At 61.9% G+C, this 15,873-nt stretch carries 14 protein-coding genes; 8 read left to right on the top strand and 6 right to left on the bottom strand.

Annotation, left to right across the window (positions count from 1 at the left end; translation table 11 throughout):
* Positions 1-108: 108 nt before the first annotated feature.
* Complete coding sequence (locus tag DOM32_RS15380) at positions 109-327, bottom strand: HigA family addiction module antitoxin (RefSeq protein ID WP_244179948.1); 219 nt, start codon at positions 325-327, stop codon at positions 109-111.
* 473 nt (positions 328-800) lie between these two features.
* Between DOM32_RS15380 and glpD the strand changes: the two genes are divergently transcribed.
* The 3 genes from glpD (at position 801) to glpK (ending at position 4,803) form a co-directional block, all read left to right on the top strand.
* Positions 801-2,321 (top strand): glycerol-3-phosphate dehydrogenase, encoded by a 1,521-nt coding sequence (glpD, locus tag DOM32_RS15375; protein ID WP_110636003.1) that lies wholly within the window; start codon positions 801-803, stop codon positions 2,319-2,321.
* 197 nt (positions 2,322-2,518) lie between these two features.
* On the top strand, positions 2,519-3,247 hold the full coding sequence (locus DOM32_RS15370) for an MIP/aquaporin family protein (RefSeq protein WP_071232351.1): 729 nt from the start codon (positions 2,519-2,521) through the stop codon (positions 3,245-3,247).
* A gap of 47 nt (positions 3,248-3,294) precedes the next feature.
* On the top strand, positions 3,295-4,803 hold the full coding sequence (gene glpK, locus DOM32_RS15365) for a glycerol kinase GlpK (protein WP_087720551.1): 1,509 nt from the start codon (positions 3,295-3,297) through the stop codon (positions 4,801-4,803).
* A 99-nt stretch (positions 4,804-4,902) separates the two neighbouring features.
* On the opposite strand, the gene DOM32_RS17805 is transcribed toward glpK, so the two are convergent.
* Entirely contained in the window at positions 4,903-5,079 is a 177-nt protein-coding gene (locus DOM32_RS17805; RefSeq protein WP_157957090.1) for a hypothetical protein, read from the bottom strand.
* On the opposite strand from DOM32_RS17805, the gene DOM32_RS15360 reads away from it, so the two are divergent.
* Positions 5,069-7,264, top strand: a complete 2,196-nt coding sequence (locus tag DOM32_RS15360; protein WP_110635999.1) for an OsmC domain/YcaO domain-containing protein — start codon at positions 5,069-5,071, stop codon at positions 7,262-7,264. The two genes, DOM32_RS17805 and DOM32_RS15360, sit on opposite strands and share 11 nt — an antisense overlap.
* Positions 7,265-7,537: 273 nt before the next feature.
* Complete coding sequence (locus tag DOM32_RS15355; protein WP_110635996.1) at positions 7,538-9,127, top strand: alkaline phosphatase D family protein; 1,590 nt, start codon at positions 7,538-7,540, stop codon at positions 9,125-9,127.
* A gap of 25 nt (positions 9,128-9,152) precedes the next feature.
* Here the strand turns inward: DOM32_RS15355 and DOM32_RS15350 are convergent, their stop codons facing one another.
* A complete protein-coding gene (locus tag DOM32_RS15350) occupies positions 9,153-10,568 on the bottom strand; it encodes an FAD-binding oxidoreductase (RefSeq protein WP_110635993.1) in 1,416 nt (471 codons plus the stop codon).
* Between the two features lie 107 nt (positions 10,569-10,675).
* Entirely contained in the window at positions 10,676-11,302 is a 627-nt protein-coding gene (locus tag DOM32_RS15345) for an NAD(P)H-dependent oxidoreductase (RefSeq protein ID WP_071232357.1), read from the bottom strand.
* 165 nt (positions 11,303-11,467) lie between these two features.
* Here DOM32_RS15345 and DOM32_RS15340 point away from each other — a divergent pair, with 165 nt between their 5' ends.
* The 3 genes from DOM32_RS15340 (at position 11,468) to DOM32_RS15330 (ending at position 13,330) form a co-directional block, all read left to right on the top strand.
* A complete protein-coding gene (locus DOM32_RS15340) occupies positions 11,468-12,370 on the top strand; it encodes a LysR substrate-binding domain-containing protein (protein ID WP_110635990.1) in 903 nt (300 codons plus the stop codon).
* 152 nt (positions 12,371-12,522) lie between these two features.
* Positions 12,523-12,732 carry a DUF2795 domain-containing protein gene (locus tag DOM32_RS15335; protein ID WP_244179947.1) on the top strand — a complete coding sequence of 70 codons (210 nt, stop codon included), beginning with the start codon at positions 12,523-12,525 and terminating at the stop codon, positions 12,730-12,732.
* An 85-nt stretch (positions 12,733-12,817) separates the two neighbouring features.
* A complete protein-coding gene (locus DOM32_RS15330; RefSeq protein WP_071232359.1) occupies positions 12,818-13,330 on the top strand; it encodes a ferritin-like domain-containing protein in 513 nt (170 codons plus the stop codon).
* Positions 13,331-13,493: 163 nt separating this feature from the next.
* On the opposite strand, the gene DOM32_RS15325 is transcribed toward DOM32_RS15330, so the two are convergent.
* Together DOM32_RS15325 and DOM32_RS15320 are read right to left on the bottom strand one after the other, a co-directional pair.
* Positions 13,494-14,666, bottom strand: coding sequence for a zinc-dependent alcohol dehydrogenase (locus DOM32_RS15325; RefSeq protein WP_110635987.1), 1,173 nt, complete (start codon positions 14,664-14,666; stop codon positions 13,494-13,496).
* A 168-nt stretch (positions 14,667-14,834) separates the two neighbouring features.
* Positions 14,835-15,554 (bottom strand): SRPBCC family protein, encoded by a 720-nt coding sequence (locus tag DOM32_RS15320; protein ID WP_110635985.1) that lies wholly within the window; start codon positions 15,552-15,554, stop codon positions 14,835-14,837.
* Between the last annotated feature and the right edge of the window lie 319 nt (positions 15,555-15,873).

Genomic DNA, 15,873 nt, shown 5'->3' with positions numbered 1-15,873 from the left:
AGACAGCGACATGAGAGGGATTCAGCTGCAAGTTAGGCGGAGAGAAGCGGATACGGCGGTTCGTGCCGAGGGCGACATTGGCGCCGCCCTTCTGGTTACCTGGCTCGATCAAGCCACCCGAGGGCGAATCCCCTCGTAGTGACCGTGGCGTCTGGCCTCATCCAGATCATAGGAATTCTGTAGCCGCAGCCAATAGCCCGGGCTGGTACCGAAGTAGATCGACAGGCGCAAATCCGTGTCTGCCGTGATCGCCCGCGCCCCGCGCGTGATGTCGCCGATACGGGTCGCCGGCACACCAATGGCCATGGCGTTGTTGGTCAAACCCAACGGTTCGATGACATCCTCCAGCAGAATCTCGCCAGGATGGATATTGGGGGTCGCTCTTCGGTCATCGTTTACCTCCTGTACCTTCCTGAGTATTACGGTCTCGAACGCAGACCCAATGTTCGATTTCGAAAGCCCTCTCCTCGCCCCGTCCGCGCTTCCATCCGCCCCAGGCAGGCCTATCGCGAGTCGTCATGATGACCGCCACCAGCCCCTCCCTCTGACACTTGTCTTTACACGATTCAAGCTCATGAAATTCGGATAAAAACTTCTGACCCAAGGAATTTTCATTGATGAAAATCTCGTAAACGAATGGATAAAGTCGCTCTAGACTATTGATTGATCAGGCAGTTACCGCTCTCGCAATCCACAACAGACATACGACTTGTCCAGCATCTAATACTTTTTGATTAATTAAAAATGTTCGATAGCGAGCCACAATGAGTCAATTCGAACATTAGCGAGCAGATCCGAACATGGCCAACGCAAGCTACGATCTGATTGTCATCGGCGGCGGTATCAACGGCGCGGGTATCGCGCGTGACGCCGCGGGTCGCGGCCTTTCGGTGTTGCTGGTCGAGGCGGATGATCTTGCCAGCCATACGTCTTCGGCTTCGACCAAGCTGATCCACGGAGGCCTGCGTTACCTGGAGCAGTACGAGTTCAAGCTCGTGGCCAAGGCACTTTCCGAGCGCGAGGTACTGCTCAAGGCAGCGCCGCACATCATCTGGCCGATGCGTTTCGTCCTGCCTCATCAGAAACATCTGCGGCCGGCCTGGATGATCCGAACCGGGCTTTTCCTGTACGACCACCTGGGTGGACGCCAGACGCTGGCGGGCTCGCAAGGGATCAAATTCGCCGATCACCCGGCCGGGACGCCACTGAAGCCCGAGTTCGCCAGGGGCTTCGCCTACTCGGATGCCTGGGTTCAGGATGCTCGGCTGGTGGTGCTCAACTGCATGGACGCGGCCGACCGTGGCGCCCGTATCATGACGCGTACCCGCGCGGAAACGGCGGTGCGCAACGCCGACGGTTGGCAAGTCACTCTAAAGACGATGGACGCCGAGACAATCGAGGTTCACTCGCGCGGGCTGGCCAATGCGGCCGGGCCCTGGGCCGTACGTTTCCTCGACGAGGTCGCTTCGCAGAAGCACCCGTATTCGCTGCGCCTGATCAAGGGCAGCCATATCGTGGTGAACAAGCTGTTCGACCACGACTACGCCTACATCTTCCAGCAGCCCGATGGCCGCATCGTGTTCGCCATCCCCTACGAGCGTGATTTCACGCTGATCGGAACGACCGACGTCGAGCACGAGGGCGCACCGGGCAGAGTGGCGATCGAGGAAGACGAGGTCCGCTATCTCTGCGAATCCGCCAATCGCTATTTCGAGCAGTCGATCGGTCCCGACGACGTCGTCTGGAGCTACTCCGGCGTGCGCCCCCTGCTCGACGATCGCGAGGACAACGCCAGCGAAATCACCCGCGATTACCGCATCCAGCTCGATACCTCCGGCGGCGCCGTCCTGCTCAACGTCTTCGGCGGCAAGCTGACCACCTATCGGCGGCTGGCCGAGGATGCCGTCGATCAACTGGCCCCCGAGCTCGGCAACCAGGGAAAAGCCTGGACCGGCAAGGGCCACCCGCTCCCCGGCGGAGAAGAAGCGAAACCCCAGCATCTGTTCGAGTCGCTACAGGCCAGTCATCCCTTCATTCCCCTGGGCATGGCCAATCGCCTGGTCTTCAACTACGGGACCCGCGTGCGCGACATCGTGGAGGGTGCAAAAAGCCTGGAAGATCTGGGCGAGCATTTTGGCGCCGACCTGTATGCCGCCGAAGTCGATTACCTGCGCGATCACGAGTGGGCACGAACTGCCGAAGATATCCTCTGGCGGCGATCCAAGCTCGGGTTACGGCTCGACGATGATCAATGCCAACGGCTTGCCGACTACCTCGCTCGCTCTTCCGACGGGCCCACCAAGGCCGAGCCGGAAATCTAGGTACGCTCCCGGACCCCATAAGCGAACGCCGCCGTCGCGAATGACGGCATCAATCCGACTGCCATCGATACGAGAGGCGCAACACGAAGGAGGAAGCACATGGCACGCCAGCCCATCATTTTTATCGGCATTCACCTTGCTGGGCATGCAAGTCCGGCCTTATCCGGATACGACATTCGTGACAGTAAGGGATATTCATGGGCATTGTAGAAACGATACTGGTTCACGAGATCGCCGGAACGGCGTTCCTGACGCTACTGGGTTGCGGCGTCGTGGCCAACGTCCTGCTGAACAGGACGAACGGCAACGGCAGCGATGGCATCGTGATCTTCTTCGGCTGGGGGCTTGCCGTGTTCTGCGGGGTCTACGTTGCCTACGATACCGGTGCGCATCTCAACCCAGCGGTGACTCTCAGTTTACTTATCGGTCCGGCTCAGGAGTACGCCGATGGTATTCCGATCAATGTCGTCACGACTGTCACGTACTTTGTGGCTGAGTTCGTCGGCGGCTTTCTCGGGGCGGTCGTTTGCTACCTCGCCTATAAAAAACAGTACGATGACACCGAAGATAGCTCCATCAAACTGGCTACGTTTTCCACGGCACCGACCATCCGATCCTACGGCTGGAATCTGGTCAGCGAGATCGTCGGCACCTTTGTACTGATCTTCGTGATCATCATGTTCGGTAACACGCCATCCGGCCTCGGGCCATTGGCGGTCGCACTGCTGGTAGTCTCGATCGGAGCCTCGCTGGGTGGGCCGACAGGCTACGCCATCAACCCAGCGCGTGACCTCGGCCCCCGCATTGCCCATGCCGTACTGCCGATCAAGAACAAGGGCCCTAACGACTGGCGCTATGCCTGGGTTCCCGTGGTCGGCCCCGTCATCGGTAGCACGCTGGCTGCGCTTGTAGCCTACATCTATTAACCCGTCTGACTGATCGATTTCCGCAACGAATACGAGGAGCAACCGCCATGAGCGACGAAAAGAAATACGTACTCGCGATCGACCAGGGTACGACCAGTTCCCGCGCCATGCTGTTCGATCACAATGGGCAGATTGCAGGCGTTGCCCAGCGCGAGTTCGAACAGATCTTCCCGCGACCGGGCTGGGTGGAACACAACCCGCGCGACATCATGACCAGCGTGCTGACAACGCTGACCGAGGTGATCAACAACACCCAGGTCGACGTCTCGGAAATTGCCGGCATCGGCATTACCAATCAGCGTGAGACCACGGTGATCTGGGACAAGCACACCGGCCAGCCGGTCTACAACGCCATCGTCTGGCAATCGCGGCATTCGGCCGAGATCTGTGACCAGCTGCGCGAAGCGGGCCACGCCGACATGATCCGCGACAAGACCGGCCTGGTGATCGACGCCTATTTTTCAGGCACCAAGGTCAAGTGGATCTTCGACAACGTCGACGGCGTCAAGGAGAAGGCCGAAAAAGGCGACCTGCTGTTCGGCACCATGGATTCCTGGCTGATCTGGAACCTGACCGGCGGCGCCGAACACGTCACCGACGTGACCAACGCCTCGCGCACGCTGATGTTCAACATCCGTGAACGCCGGTGGGATCCGGAGCTGCTCGAGCTGTTCGGCGTGCCGGAATCGATGCTGCCCGAGGTCAAATCCTCCAGCGAAGTCTATGGCAACGTGCTGCCGAAATACTTCTTCGGCAATGAGCTGCCGATCGCGGGTATTGCTGGCGACCAGCAAGCCGCCCTGTTCGGCCAGGCCTGCTTCAAGCCCGGCATGGCCAAGAACACCTATGGCACCGGCTGCTTCACGCTGATGAACACCGGCAGTGAGGCCACGAAATCGGAAAACGGTCTGCTGACGACCATTGCCTGGGAGATCGACGGCGAAGTCGAATACGCCCTGGAAGGGGCCATCTTCGTCGCTGGCTCGGTAGTGCAGTGGCTGCGCGACGGGCTGCGGATGCTGGGCAAGGCGTCGGACTCCGAAGCCTATGCCGAGCGCGCCGGCAGCAACGACGGCGTCTACCTGGTACCGGCCTTCACCGGCCTCGGCGCGCCCTACTGGAATTCGAACGTGCGCGGCGCGATGTTCGGCCTGTCGCGGGGTACCAGCAAGGAGCAGTTCATCCGCGCCGCCATCGAGTCCATGGCCTATCAGACGGCGGACGTCCTCAAGGCAATGCAGTCCGATTCGGGAATCGATCTGACCGAATTGCGCACCGACGGTGGCGCCATCGCCAACAACTTCCTGGCTCAGTTCCAGGCGGATATTCTCAACGTCGACGTGCTGCGTAGCGAAATCAACGAAACGACGGCGCTGGGCGCCGCCTACCTTGCCGGTCTCGCCCTCGGGTTCTGGGAGTCGCGCGAGCAGATCGCCGAGCAATGGGCGATCGAACGCCGCTTCGAACCCCACATGAGCGACGACAGGCGCAATGAACTGTATGACGGCTGGAAGCGAGCCGTACAGGCCACCATGGCCTTTCAGGTCGCCTCGTAGCAACTGTCGCGCCCAGCGAGGCCGCTTGGCGATGCTGTTCAACGCATCGTTAGCAAGAGAGCTGGCCCGATCCCCATTGGATGGGGGTCGGGCCTTTTGTCATCCGGTCGAAATGGTCATCCGGTCGAAACGGGACGCCTTCGAGCCGAAACGCCACTCCGACAAAACACCCCCAAGACGCAGCGCCCCCAAATCCGGATAATGGCCGCCATCCGCCCGGGTCCAGAATTCGAGGCGCAGCCACTTACCAACGCGGTCCTTCTCCATGGAAATCAAGGTCAACTATCTCGACAACCTGCGTCAGGAAGCGCTGTTCGATGACTTCACCGTCATCACCGACCAGCCGATCCGCTACAAGGGCGATGGCTCCGCACCGGGGCCGTTCGACTACTTCCTGGCGTCTTCGGCGCTGTGCGCAGCCTACTTCGTGCGGGTCTACTGCAACGCGCGGGACATTCCGACCGAGAACATCCGGCTTTCGCAGAACAACATCGTCGACCCGGAGAACCGCTACAACCAGATCTTCAAGATCCAGGTCGAGTTGCCGGACGATATCTCCGAGAAGGATCGCATCGGCATCCTGCGCTCCGTCGAGCGCTGCTCGGTCAAGCGGGTGATCCAGAACAACCCGGAATTCCAGATCGAGACGGTCAAGAGCATCGACGAAGACGCCCAGGCGCTGCTGATGGCGGGGACTCATGTCAAAGACGGCGAAGGCGAATCGACCTGGATCGAGGGCAAGGATCTGCCGCTGGAGCAGACCATCGCCAACATGACGAAGATCCTTGCGGACCTCGGCATGAAGATCGAGATCGCTTCGTGGCGCAATATCGTGCCGAACGTGTGGTCGCTGCACATTCGCGACGCCGCCTCGCCGATGTGTTTCACCAACGGCAAGGGCGCCACCAAGGAAGCCGCGCTCTGCTCCGCGCTGGGCGAGTTCATCGAGCGCCTCTCCTGCAACTTCTTCTACAACGATCAGTTCTTCGGCCCGGAGATCGCCGATAGCGATTTCGTCCATTATCCGGATGAAAAGTGGTTCCAGCCGGGGCCGAATGACGAACTGCCGGTAGAAATTCTCGACGACCACTGCCGGGCGATCTTCGATCCGGAAGGCGAGCTGCGCGGCTCGCATCTGTTCGACACCAACTCCGGCCGGACGGATCGCGGCATCGTCTCGCTGCCCTTCGTGCGCCAGTCGGACGGCGAGACGGTCTGGTTCCCGTCGAACCTGATCGAGAACCTGTATCTGAGCAACGGCATGAGCGCGGGCAACACCATCGCCGAAGCGCAGGTGCAGTGCCTTTCGGAGATCTTCGAGCGCGCGGTGAAACGACAGATCATCGAGCAGGAGATCGTGCTGCCGGACGTGCCCGAAGCCGTGCTGGCGAAATATCCCGGCATCGTTGAAGGCATCGAAGCGCTGGAAGCCCAGGGCTTCCCGGTGCTGGTGAAGGATGCCTCCCTCGGCGGCCGCTATCCGGTGGCCTGTGTCACGCTGATGAACCCGCGCACCGGCGGTGTCTTCGCCTCCTTCGGCGCGCACCCCAGCCTGCAGGTGGCGATCGAGCGCAGTCTCACCGAGCTGCTGCAGGGCCGGAGCTTCGAAGGCCTGAACGACCTGCCACCGCCCACCTTCAACTCCCAGGCGGTGTCGGAGCCCAACAACTTCGTCGAGCACTTCATCGACTCTTCCGGCGTCATCTCCTGGCGCTTCTTCAGCGCGCGGGCGGATGTCGAGTTCGTCGAGTGGGACTTCTCGGGCTCCAACGCGGAAGAGGCAGCCGCGCTGTTCGGCATTCTCGAAGCCGAAGGGCTGGAGGCCTACGTGGCGATCCATGAAGACCTGGGCGCGCCGGTCTGCCGCATCCTGGTGCCCGGCTACTCCGAGGTGTATCCGGTCGAGGATCTGGTCTGGGACAACACCAACATGGCGCTCGCCTTCCGCGAAGACATCCTCGACCTGCATGCGCTGGACGATACCCAGCTGGCCGACCTGCTCGAGCGCCTGGAGGAGAGCGAGCTCGACGAGCAGATGAAGATCATCACCCTGATCGGCATCGAATTCGACGAGAACACCGTCTGGGGCCAGCTCACGATTCTCGAGCTGAAACTGCTGATCAGTCTGGCGCTCGGCCAACTCGAGGAGGCGCTGGACCAGGTCGAAATGTTCCTGCAGTTCAACGACAACACCGTCGAACGCGGCCTGTTCTATCAAGCGCTGCTCGCAGTGCTGCAGATCACACTGGATGACGAGCTGGAGCTCGAGGACTATCTCTATAACCTCAAGCGCATGTTCGGCAAGGACACGATGACGGCAGTCGTCGGTTCCGTGGAAGGCTCGGTTCGCTTCGCGGGTTTGACGCCAACCAGCGTGCAACTGGAGGGCCTGGATCGCCACCAGCGCCTGCTCGAAAGCTACCGGAAACTGCATGCGGCGCGGGCGGCTCGGCAAGCCTGAACTCGCTCACGCAACCCGCATGGAGAGCCGCCCGCCGAGTGATCAAGCGGGCGGCTTTTCGTTTCGGCGTCAGCAATCGGAAAGATGGTTCACGCCGTCGGTGGCCGCAATCGACTCCAGGTCACAGGGATCGTCCCCGCAGCATGTTGCGATCCGATCTCGGCCTATCGTGTCGCGCTATCCCCTTTCTCACGAGCTTCACATCTTCGTCATTCACGCCACCTAGCCTGTTGTCACTGGCACCACTGACCGCGAGCGGATGGAGACGGCACGATGACGATCGATCGAAAAGGCTTTTCCAGGCGTGACTTCCTGATCACCAGTGGCCATCTCGGCATCGGCCTCGGGTTGGCCGCCACCGGGCTGCTGGGGGCGCCGGCGATCATCATGGCGGAAGGTCGACGTCCGACGGTCGAAGGCGGCGTGATGAGCGGCGATGCGCTGACGGACCGCGCGATGCTGTGGGGGCGCGCCAGCATGCCGTCGCGGATGCTGGTCGAGGTGGCCGACAACCCGGAGTTCCGCGGCGCCCGCCAGTTGCCTTGGGTCGACGTGCTGCCCAGCACCGACCTGATCGGCAAGATCGATGCGACCGGCCTTCAGGGAATGAATACCGTGCATTACCGGGTACGTTTCGCCGCCCTGGGAGACGAACGCGCGGTGAGCGAGCCGATGGTCGGGCAACTGCGCTTGCCGCCATCCACCCCGCGCGACCTGCGTTTCGTGTGGTCGGGCGACGTCGTCGGCCAGGGCTGGGGGATCGACGAACCCCGTGGTGGCATGCGCACCTGGGAAGCGATGCGCCAGGTCCGGCCGGATTTCTTCATCCACTCCGGCGATACCGTCTATGCCGATGGCCCCCTGCAGGAGCGCGTCGCGCTGCCGGACGGCAGCGCCTGGCGCAATATCGTCACACCGGCCAAGCAGAAGGTCGCCGAGACGCTAAACGAATATCGCGGCCAGCATGCCTACAACCATCTCGACGCCAATTTCCGTCGCTTCGCCGCCGAAGTGCCGATGCTGGCCCAGTGGGACGATCACGAGACGACCAACAACTGGTATCCGCAGGAGATTCTCGACAACGATCTCTATACGGAAAAGAACCTCGCACTGCTCTCCGCCCGCGCCCGTCAGGCTTTTCTGGAATACATGCCGATTCGCCTGCCCGCTTCCGCCCCTCAACGGATCTACCGACGTTTCTCCTACGGGCCGGGGATGGAAGTGTTCATGCTGGACATGCGCAGCTATCGCGGCCCCAACAGCGCCAATTTGCAAGGCGAGGAATCATCGGCCACCGCGTTCCTGGGCGAAAACCAGTTCCGCTGGCTGCGGCAAGCGCTGAACGATTCCACCGCGACCTGGAAGATCATCGCCGCGGACATGCCCATCGGCATGGTGGTGCCGGATGGCGATCGGTTCGAAGCGATCGCCAACAAGGATCCCGGCCAGCCGCTCGGGCGCGAAATGGAGCTCGCCCGGCTGTTGCAGGCCATTCGCGACGACGATATCCGTAACGTGGTCTGGTTCACCGCCGACGTGCACTACACCGCCGCACATCACTACGCGCCGGAGCGCGCCAGTTTCAAGGCGTTCAAGCCGTTCTGGGAGTTCGTCAGCGGGCCGCTCCACGCCGGCACCTTCGGCCCCAGCGAGATGGACGCGACCTTCGGCCCCGAAGTGGTCTTCCAGAAGGCGCCGCCGGAGGGCCAGTCCAACCTGCCGCCCTCGGCGGGCTATCAGTTCTTCGGCCAGGCCGATCTGGACGCCGAGAGCGAAAGACTCACGGTCACGTTGAAGGATAGCGACGGAAACACGCTGCACACCCAGGTGCTCGAGCCGGAAGCCCGCTCCGCCAGCGCCTGAAAGGAGCTGACTGGAAACCGGAAACTTATACCAGCTTGCCGGGATTCATGATGCCGAGCGGATCGAGCGCGGCCTTGATCGCGCGCATCACCGCCCAGCCTTCGCCGTGCTCGGCTTCCATGTAGGCGCGCTTGCCGGTGCCGATACCATGCTCGCCGGTGCAGGTGCCGCCGGCGGCCAGGGCGCGTTCGATCAGGCGCTGGTTGAATGCCGCCAGCGTCTCCAACTCCTGTTCACTATGGCGATCCACGGCGACGACCAGATGGAAATTGCCGTCGCCGACATGACCCAGCAGCGGCGCGACCAGGCCGCTTTCGGCGACATCGGCTTGCGTCGCTTCGATGCACTCGGCCAGCTTCGAGATCGGCACGCAGATATCGGTGGCGAGAAATTCCATTCCGGGGCGCAGCGCCTTGGCGGCGTAGGCGGCATCGTGGCGCGCCTGCCATAGCGTCTGGCGCTCCTCTTCCTTCGTCGCCCAGGCGAAATCGCTGCCGCCGAACTCCTGGCACAGTTCCGCCATCGCTTCGGCCTGCTCCTTCACGCCGGCGTGGGTGCCGTGGAATTCCAGAAACAGGGTCGGCTTTTCCGCGTAATCGAGCTGGGAGAAGCGATTGACCGCCTGCATGGCGAGGGCGTCCATCAGCTCGATTCGCGCCATGGGAATGCCGTACTGGATCGAGGCGATGACGGTATCGATGGCGCCGGCGACGGTCTCGAACGCCACCGTCGCCGAGGAGATCGCCTCCGGCAGCCCGTGCAGCTTCACCGTCAGTTCGGTAATGATGCCGAGAGTGCCTTCGGCGCCGATCATCAGATGCGTCAGGTCGTAGCCGGCGGCGGACTTGCGCGCCCGCGTGCCGGTCTCGACGATGCGCCCGTCCGGCATCACCACCGTCATCGACAGCACGTTCTCGCGAATCGTGCCGTAGCGCACGGTATTGGTACCGCTGGCGCGGGTCGAGGCCATGCCGCCCATGCTGGCGTCCGCCCCCGGATCGACGGAGAAGAACAGGCCGGTGGCACGCAGATGGGTGTTGAGCTGGGTGCGCGTCACCCCGGGCTGCACGGTGGCGTCCATGTCTTCGGGGCGTACGTCGAGAATCGCGTTCATGGCGGAAAGGTCGACACTTAGCCCGCCATGATCGGCGATCACCTGACCTTCGATGGACGTGCCGACACCGTAGGGAATCACCGGCACCCGGTGGGCCGCGCAGGCCCGCACGATTGCGGAAACTTCTTCGGTGGAGTGCGGAAAGCAGACGGCGTCCGGCGCGGCCGGATGGTGCCAGGACTCGTCATGCCCGTGCTGATTGCGAATTCCCGCCGCCGTGGTGATCCGATCGCCCAGTATCGGCTCGAGATCGGCGATCAGCGCCCGGAGCGTTTCCGCATCGGGACGAGGGGGAAGTTTGGCAGGTTGCGCAGCGGCGTAAGACATGAAAGACACCTCGGATGGACCAGGAATGATCGACAGTGAGCAAGCTATCGATCATTCCAGCATACCGGATTTCATCTCCGCTGCGGTGGCGTCGGGTCCAGCCGATGTCAGCTCGTGACGGTGTCCCGGCGGGTCTCGGCCACCGGCGCTTCGGCCCGGCCGATCACCCGCTCCAGATGCTCGCGGTATTCCGCCTGGTAGCGCTCGACTTCCGGCTGCTTGATCACGTCGTTGGCGATGAAGCTCGGCAGCCCGGCCAGCCCGACGAATTCCTGCGACTTGTGGAAGGCGAAGTAGACACCGTCGACGCCGAGGCCTTCGAAGAAGTTGCCCGGCTCGTCGAACGCTTCGATCGGCGCGTTCCAAGTCAGCGACAGCATGTAGCGACGCCCCTGCAGCAGCCCGCCGCTGCCGTACTGCTTGCTGGGATCGGTGCGCGTGCGCCCGTCGCTGGCATAGAGAGAACCGTGGCCGGCGGTGAACACTTCGTCGATGTAGCGCTTGAGGGTCCAGGGCGCGCCCATCCACCAGCCCGGCATCTGATAGACGATGACATCGGCCCAGAGATAGTTCTGCACTTCGGCGTCGATATCGTAGCCCTGCTCGATCACCGTCTCGCGGAGCTCGTGGCCCAGTTCGATCAGCGTGTGCCAGGCGATACCGTGCAGCGTATTGTTGAGCTCGCCGCTGGAATGGGCAAACGGCTTGCCGCCATTGATCAATAGAATCTTCATCGTTCGAGCGTTCTCCGTCGCGATCTTGAATGCCGCACCCCGGTGTTTCTCTGGCGCAGCGCAATGGCACCATTGTGGTGACAAACCGCAATGGATAAACCACGCTGGCGACAAGTCACTTTTGACTTAAAATCAATAACCGTCCGATCTCGCTGGGAGGCGTCCATGAAAAGCACGCTCGAGGAACAGCTGGCGTTCGTCGCCGTGGTCGACCGGGGTTCCATCACGGCCGCCGCCGAGGGGCTGGACATGACGGTCTCCGGCGTCAGCCGCGCGCTCAATCGTCTCGAGCGCAAACTGGGCACGACGCTGTTGCGACGGACGACGCGGCGGCTGGAGTTGACCGAAGAAGGCGAGACGTTCCTCGGCCACGTGCGGTCGATTCTCGCTGCCGTCGACAGCGCCGAGGAAGCCATCGCCCATCATCAGGACCGACCCCAGGGGCGGCTTCGCATCAACGCGGCGCCGAGCTTCATGCAGTTCGTGCTCGTGCCGGTGATCGGAGAATTCCGTCAGCGCTACCCCGGTATCGCGCTGGAGCTCGACACCCACGACCGCTTCGTCGATCTGCTCGAACAGCGCGTCGACCTCGCCATCCGTATCGGCGAGCTGGAAGACTCTTCGCTGCACGCGCGCCCGCTCGGCAACAGCCCGCTGCGACTGTTGGCGAGCCCCGAGTACCTGACTCGACGCGGCGTTCCCCGGAGCGTCGACGATCTCGCCCACCACAGCCTGCTCGGCTTCAGCCAGCTGGATCACCTCAATCGCTGGCCGCTGCTCGACGGGCGCGGCGAGCCGTTACATGTCAGGCCGACGCTTTCCGCTTCCAGCGGCACGACGCTGCTCGAACTCGTCATCGCGGGCGAGGGCATCGCCTGCCTGGCCGACTACGTGACGATCGCCCCGCGCCGACAAGGCCTTCTCGTCGATATCCTGCCCGATCAGACGCAATTCCAGACCCAGCGCATCAATGTCGTCTACTACCGCCAGACCGCCCTCTCCCAGCGCGCCCGGCTGTTCATGGATTTCCTGGCCGAACGGCTGCCGGGACGGTATGTGAGCGCGTGACCGCGAACGACTTCACTGCCCGAAATCTCGCCTGCCCCTACTCCTCGCCACGTCGTTAACCCCCGTCAATCCAGCGCGCGGTTCTCGCTGGTATGCGGTCGGCCGCCGACTAAGCTCGATAAGTGACAAGCATGAACCTACAAGGAGTATCGATGATGACTCGAGGTCTCGGAGGCCGGTCTCCGGCCAATATCTCAAGCTATCTTGGCGGTATCGATTTTCCGGCAGGCAAGAACGATATCGTTGAGCACGCCAAGAAAAATGGTGCGGAATCCGACGTCATGAAAGTCGTCGAAGCCTTGCCCGAAGGACAGTACGAAAACATGGCCGATGTCATGAAAGGCGTGGGGGAGGCCGAATAAGCCGGACGGCTTCGATTCAGGGATGCGTAACCCAACGATGGCCTTCGTTCGACTACGAGGCCGGTAGTTTTCAAGGAGATGAACGATGAGTAGCGATCCCATGCAACAGCTTCATTCATGGCTCAAGGACGCTCATGCCATGGAAGAGCAGGCCGAGCAGATGCTGACCGCCCAGGCCAAGCGTCTGGAGCATTATCCGAAATTGCAGGCGCGCATTACCCAGCATATCGATGAAACCAAGTCCCAGGCCGCTCGGCTCGAGGAGTGTCTGGAGTCGATGAATACCAGCACCTCGACGATGAAAGACCTGGGCGGGAAGTTCGCCGCGATGGGCCAGGCGATCGGCGGTTCCATGGCGCCCGACGAAGTGGTCAAGGGTAGCGTCGCCAGTTACGCCTTCGAGCACTTCGAGATCGCCAACTACCGTGCGTTGATCGCTGCCGCCGATCAGTTGGGTGAGATTCGTATCAAGGAAGTCTGCGAAAGCATCCTCCAGGAGGAGCTGGCCATGGCGAAGTGGCTGGAAGACAACCTCGACGACGTTACCCGTGCCTTCCTCGCCCGGTCGGAAAGTGACGAACTGAGCGGTAAACGGTAAACGGAAAAGGCAGATATTGCTGGCTTGTCGAACCGAGGCTCAACATCATCGTTGAGCCTCTTTCGTTGGTGCCTTTCCCAGAGTTCCTGATTTGCCGAGCTTACTCTATGACCTCTGACCTCGAGCTTTATGACCTCGGGCTCTATGACCTCGAGGCCTGGCCTCAAGGCGCAAAGACGACACGCAGGCAGTCGTCGCTCTTGTGCTTGAACATGGCGTAGCCTTGGGGGCCCTCTTCCAGCGAAGCGGTATGGGTCATGAGGTAGGAAGGGTCGAGTTCGCCGGCCTGAATGTGTTCGAAGATCCGTTCGACATAACGCTGCCCCGGCTGCTGGCCCGATTTCATCGTCAGCGCCTTGTTGACGACCGCGCCGATCGGGAACTTGTCCATGAAGCCCGCATAGACGCCAAGCACGGACACGGTCCCTCCCTTGCGACAGGAGTGGATCGCCTGGCGCAGCGCCGCACCGCGTTCCGTCTGCAGCCGCATCATCTGCTTCGTACGGTCGTAGACATCTTCGAGCTTGTGTTCGGAATGCGCTTCCATGCCCACGCAGTCGATGCATCGGTCGGGGCCGCGCCCGCCGGTCAGGCTCAACAGCGCATCATGAATGTCATGCTGGGTGTAGTTCAGCCCGATCGCCCCGCCCTGCTTGCGAGCGAGGTGCAGCCGATCCTCGAAGCGGTCGATGGCGATGACCTGCTCGGCGCCCATCAGATAGGCGCTCCGAATGGCCATCTGCCCGACACCCCCGCAGCCCCAGACGGCGACCGTGTCGCCCGGTTCGATATCGGCGATGTCGGCGCCGTAATAGCCCGTGGGAACGGCATCCGAGACGAACAGCGCCTTCTCGTCGCTGATGCCTTCCGGCACCTTGAACAGATTGACGTCGGCGAACGGCACCCTGACGTAGGTGGCATGGCTGCCGGCGTATCCGCCGAATGCATGGCTGTAGCCGAAGATGCCCGTACAGGCGTGTCCGTAGAGTTCCTGGGTGAACGTGGGATTGGGGTTGGAGTTGTCGCAGCAGGAAAATTCCTGACGCTGGCAAGGCTGACAGTCGCCACAGCCCAGGATCGAGATCGCGATGACCCGATCCCCACGGCTGAACTGGGTCACCCCGCTTCCTGCCTCGACCACTTCTCCCAGAAACTCGTGCCCGAGCACGTCGCCGGCGTGCATCGTGGGTACGTAACCATCCAGAAGGTGCAGGTCTGAACCGCAGACGGACGACAGCTTGACCCGAACGATGACGTCACGGGGGTTGATCAATTCCGGATCGGGCAACGTCTCGACGCTCAGCCGATTGGTGCCTTGCCATGTCAATGCTCGCATGAAGACTCTCCTTGTTCCTGTTCGGCCTATGTCACGTCCCGCGGAAACCCTTCATGATCGACAAGGCCAGCCGACGACGGGATTCGTCTGAAAGCGGGGCGTGTCTTGGCGATCGCTGATGATCGAATCCCTGGACAGGCCCGATTTTCCAGTTCCCATTCCCAAATCTCAGGTAAACGGTCGCGATGCCGTGATCTCGCCGGTTTCCATCTTCTGCTTGAAGCGCCGGAGGTTGCGGTGCAGCCAATGGGAAGTGCCGCCCGATCCCTTGTCGGCCAGATAGCCCAGGTGGCCTTTGGCGGGTTCGTAGGTCACGTAGCACTGGACTTCCGTCCCGCCTCTGCCTGGCGCGTCCTGAAAACGCACCCAGCCGGAAAACGGCGGCAGAGCTTCCGAGTCGGAGACCCACTCGAGGAACTCCCCCTCCCGATCGTCGACGAGACGCACGAGAAGCTGTTTCGCGGGGTCGCTATCCAGGATCCAGCGTGTCGTCCGATCGTCGACCTGCTCGCTATGCATGGCGGGCGTCAGGACTTCGGCCAGCTTGTCGGGCGCGCGCCAGAAACGGTAGAGCTCTTCGCGAGGCTTGTTGACGGTCACGCTGTGCGAGACCACCCTGGCCGCCTGCCAATGATGCGCTTCGGCCACGTGCTTCTCGTAAGGAGAGGCCGAGAGTGCGCCCTTGAGCCGACACTCTCCCTTGATGGCCCGATAGACCAGCATTCCTGACAGGATGGCCTGCCCCCAACCCATGAGGCCGCCTTTTCTCAAACCGCCTGCTATCCCCCACAGACCACCGCCCAGCGAAGCCCAGCGTTCCACGCCAGTGACCGGAGCCATATCCTGCTTGCGGGTATGCGAAAGCGTATGTCGCGCTTCGGAAGACATCGAATTTCTCCCTTTTCAGCCGGATCGCGGTAGGTCGCGGTCACGGTCGACGATAGTGCCTGTTGGCAATGTTTAACGTTAGCCGATCGCCAATCCCGCGAGCGCACCGATGCCCGGCGGCGTTAAAGCACATCAAATCCGATCGCAGAATTCCGATCGCGAGGCAACGTCAAGGCAGGGTCAACGCTTTGACAGGTATCGATTAGCGCAGATAAACAACCGCGGTTCATCGTACCGAAGGAGTGCTTCTCGACACCCGAAAAAAGGGCTACGTTGAGAAAGCAGTTGTCTGAGGAGAACTCATCCACGAACGGATTCG

Origin of the sequence: Salinicola salarius (assembly GCF_003206135.1) — a bacterium.
Classification (GTDB): Bacteria; Pseudomonadota; Gammaproteobacteria; order Pseudomonadales; family Halomonadaceae; genus Salinicola; species Salinicola salarius.
Note: the sequence above shows the minus strand (reverse complement) of the source record. Positions and strands in the feature narration are given on the sequence as shown.

Coding starts and splice junctions, on each gene's coding strand:
- glpD (WP_110636003.1), top strand. CDS start 801: ATGGCCAACGCAAGCTACGATCTGATTGTCATCGGCGGCGGTATCAAC.
- DOM32_RS15370 (WP_071232351.1), top strand. CDS start 2,519: ATGGGCATTGTAGAAACGATACTGGTTCACGAGATCGCCGGAACGGCG.
- glpK (WP_087720551.1), top strand. CDS start 3,295: ATGAGCGACGAAAAGAAATACGTACTCGCGATCGACCAGGGTACGACC.
- DOM32_RS15360 (WP_110635999.1), top strand. CDS start 5,069: ATGGAAATCAAGGTCAACTATCTCGACAACCTGCGTCAGGAAGCGCTG.
- DOM32_RS15355 (WP_110635996.1), top strand. CDS start 7,538: ATGACGATCGATCGAAAAGGCTTTTCCAGGCGTGACTTCCTGATCACC.
- DOM32_RS15350 (WP_110635993.1), bottom strand. CDS start 10,568: ATGTCTTACGCCGCTGCGCAACCTGCCAAACTTCCCCCTCGTCCCGAT.
- DOM32_RS15345 (WP_071232357.1), bottom strand. CDS start 11,302: ATGAAGATTCTATTGATCAATGGCGGCAAGCCGTTTGCCCATTCCAGC.
- DOM32_RS15340 (WP_110635990.1), top strand. CDS start 11,468: ATGAAAAGCACGCTCGAGGAACAGCTGGCGTTCGTCGCCGTGGTCGAC.
- DOM32_RS15335 (WP_244179947.1), top strand. CDS start 12,523: ATGATGACTCGAGGTCTCGGAGGCCGGTCTCCGGCCAATATCTCAAGC.
- DOM32_RS15330 (WP_071232359.1), top strand. CDS start 12,818: ATGAGTAGCGATCCCATGCAACAGCTTCATTCATGGCTCAAGGACGCT.
- DOM32_RS15325 (WP_110635987.1), bottom strand. CDS start 14,666: ATGCGAGCATTGACATGGCAAGGCACCAATCGGCTGAGCGTCGAGACG.
- DOM32_RS15320 (WP_110635985.1), bottom strand. CDS start 15,554: ATGTCTTCCGAAGCGCGACATACGCTTTCGCATACCCGCAAGCAGGAT.